The 2,446-nt window shown below is 31.8% G+C and carries 3 protein-coding genes; 1 reads left to right on the forward strand and 2 read right to left on the reverse strand.

What is annotated here, in order from left to right:
- Positions 1-219: 219 nt before the first annotated feature.
- Positions 220-750, forward strand: a complete 531-nt coding sequence (locus CN514_RS19410; protein WP_098234015.1) for a hypothetical protein — start codon at positions 220-222, stop codon at positions 748-750.
- Between the two features lie 62 nt (positions 751-812).
- Here CN514_RS19410 and CN514_RS19415 read toward each other — a convergent pair whose 3' ends face one another.
- Together CN514_RS19415 and CN514_RS19420 are read right to left on the reverse strand one after the other, a co-directional pair.
- Positions 813-1,568 (reverse strand): anti-sigma factor, encoded by a 756-nt coding sequence (locus tag CN514_RS19415; protein WP_098234016.1) that lies wholly within the window; start codon positions 1,566-1,568, stop codon positions 813-815.
- Positions 1,565-2,140, reverse strand: coding sequence for an RNA polymerase sigma factor (locus CN514_RS19420; RefSeq protein ID WP_098234017.1), 576 nt, complete (start codon positions 2,138-2,140; stop codon positions 1,565-1,567). The genes CN514_RS19415 and CN514_RS19420 overlap by 4 nt, the downstream gene beginning before the upstream one ends.
- Positions 2,141-2,446: the final 306 nt, after the last annotated feature.

Raw genomic sequence — 2,446 nt, forward strand, 5'->3', positions numbered from 1 at the left:
TATGAAAAAATCAAAGTTAAACTTTAGCAAAAATTTTAAGACTAGTATTATATACTAGTCTTTTGTATGGTATTAAATCCTAACCCACTTATTCAACTATCGTACGTTAGTTGAACAATAATAAAAACTTTTTAAAAATTACAATTTCCTTCAAACCGTATTAGAATTTCATTCGTTACCTTTAATGAAACCTAATAATAAAAAAGGAGATGTAAGAAAATGAAAAAAATTCGTTTTACTCTTGTAGCTGTTATGTCCTTAATTTCAATGCTTGTATTTGGTGCAGTGGCGTTTGCCTCTACTGATTTTACCCAATTTGGATTTCCAAAAGTAATTGCTGAAAAGAAAATTAAAGCAGATGAGGCCGCAAAAATTAGTCATAGTGGAATAAAAATTGATATTCCTGAAGGTACGTTTAGTAATGACGTTGTATTTCAAGTCCTAGAGGGAGATAATCGTTCTTTCCAAGCCAATGCTCCCGAAGGTGAAACAGTAATTATGAATTTTGCATTTAGAGTACTTGATTCAAAGACAAATGAAATTATTGCTAAGTTTAATAATCCTGTTATGTTTAGCTTTAAAGATAAGGATGTTAATGAAGGTAGCCTATATTATAATGTAAAACCAGACGGAAGTATTGCGTTGAATTCTGTTCCAGCTGTGATTGAAGATAGAACATTAACTCACGGTATTGGTGCAACTCCTGTTGGATGGTTAATTACTTCTCCAACAAATAGCATTAATAAATAGTTTAAGTCTCATAATCTAACAAAAATGCCCATGATTCTGTATAAAGAATCATGGGTATTTTCTTACGTACTTAAAACTTTTTTACCACGTGGCTGTACCCCTTTAGCATCTGGCTCGAGCGAGATACCGATTGCTTCAAAGATCTGCTCTTTTTCATTGAAAACGTGTGTAAGGAAACCATTTCCATTTTTATCCACATGGAAAGTTCCTGCACTTCTTCGCTTTCCGTCATGAATAAGCCACACTTGATAGGCCTCAGTACCTTTTGTAGTCTCAAGTCCTTGGAGCTTGAAAACAATCTGTTTACGATCGCCTTGCTTGTAAAACCATGCATTTCCTTTTGCTGAATTTATTCTTGGATCAGCTGATTTTAATGAATATACTTGAACAACGTCAGTTGGTGAGATTGTTTTTTTATTTACTTGCGCCAACTCTTTTCTAAGTTGAAGATTATTCCATATGAGTCCTATAAAAGAAATAAGAATGATAGCAGCCGTCAAAACGTATAGGAATTTACGAATATTTATTATTGTTTCAAAGCTAGTTTTAAACATTGTCTCCAATTGATGGTAATCGGTGGAATTATCAGTTGGAAAAATAAAATTCATCACTTCTGCTTTTAAATTAGAGGGAATTTCTACATCATCCAAATTTAATGGAATCATATTCCATGCCTCCTCCGTCTCTTGAACTTCCAAACGACAAGATTCGCAATTTATAATATGTTCTTCAAAAAAATGTTTTTCTTCCTCTGTAACTTCTCCAAGCATATAACAGACTATTTCATTGGAAAATGAACAACTTTGATTAGTAGTCATTTTTTCATTCCCCCCAACTCTGGTTCCATTCGATTTCTTAAAATTTTTAGTGCTTGATGTAATCGACTTTTAATCGTACCAATCGGTTCTTGTTTCATTTCAGCTATTTCACGAAGTGTATATCCTTCCCAATATAGCCACTGAATTAGCTCGATTTGGTTTTTTGAAAGGTATTGATAAGCTTGCTGTATTTGTTCTTTAAGAAGTTTCTTAGATACAATTTCTGCAGGGTTATTAGATGGGTATTCTGATATTCGCTCCAATTGTTCCTGTCCAATTGTAATTTGAGCATGTTCCTTTTTTTCCTTCCGATGATGGTCGATTGTGATATTTCTGGTAATTGTAAGTAGCCAATTTATAAATTGACCTTTTTCTGGGTCGAAACCATTCTTCGTGGTCCAAATTCTCATAAATACGGCTTGGACAATTGCCTTTGCTTTATCAGGATCCTTAGTTGATTTTAAACTAAACGAGTATACAATTTTAATATAACGATCATATAATTCTTCTAATGCAGGGCGATGTTTTTCTTTTATTAGTTGCATCAATTCTGCTTCACTCATTTTTTGCATAAAAAAGGCAATCCTCCTCATGATTTCCATGTTTCCTTTAATTAAGTAACGAACAAAAATCAAAAACGGTTTGATTTTAAACGCATATATTTTTTAAAAATATATTAAATCACATCAATACTCTTAAAAGAATCATCAACAATTTGATAAGTATCTGATTTAATATAATAGTGATTTCCTTTTATTCGAGTAAATTCAAATTTAAATGCCTCTACATCATTTTAAAATAGAGTAATTGAATATTGAAATCCTTTTCTTTTTTTTGGTATTTCCTGGGATAACTGGATATCTTTTATTTCAACTAAA

The sequence above is a fragment of the Bacillus sp. AFS001701 genome (assembly GCF_002559405.1).
GTDB lineage: Bacteria > Bacillota > Bacilli > Bacillales > Bacillaceae_G > Gottfriedia.

Coding starts and splice junctions, on each gene's coding strand:
- CN514_RS19410 (WP_098234015.1), top strand. CDS start 220: ATGAAAAAAATTCGTTTTACTCTTGTAGCTGTTATGTCCTTAATTTCA.
- CN514_RS19415 (WP_098234016.1), bottom strand. CDS start 1,568: ATGACTACTAATCAAAGTTGTTCATTTTCCAATGAAATAGTCTGTTAT.
- CN514_RS19420 (WP_098234017.1), bottom strand. CDS start 2,140: ATGCAAAAAATGAGTGAAGCAGAATTGATGCAACTAATAAAAGAAAAA.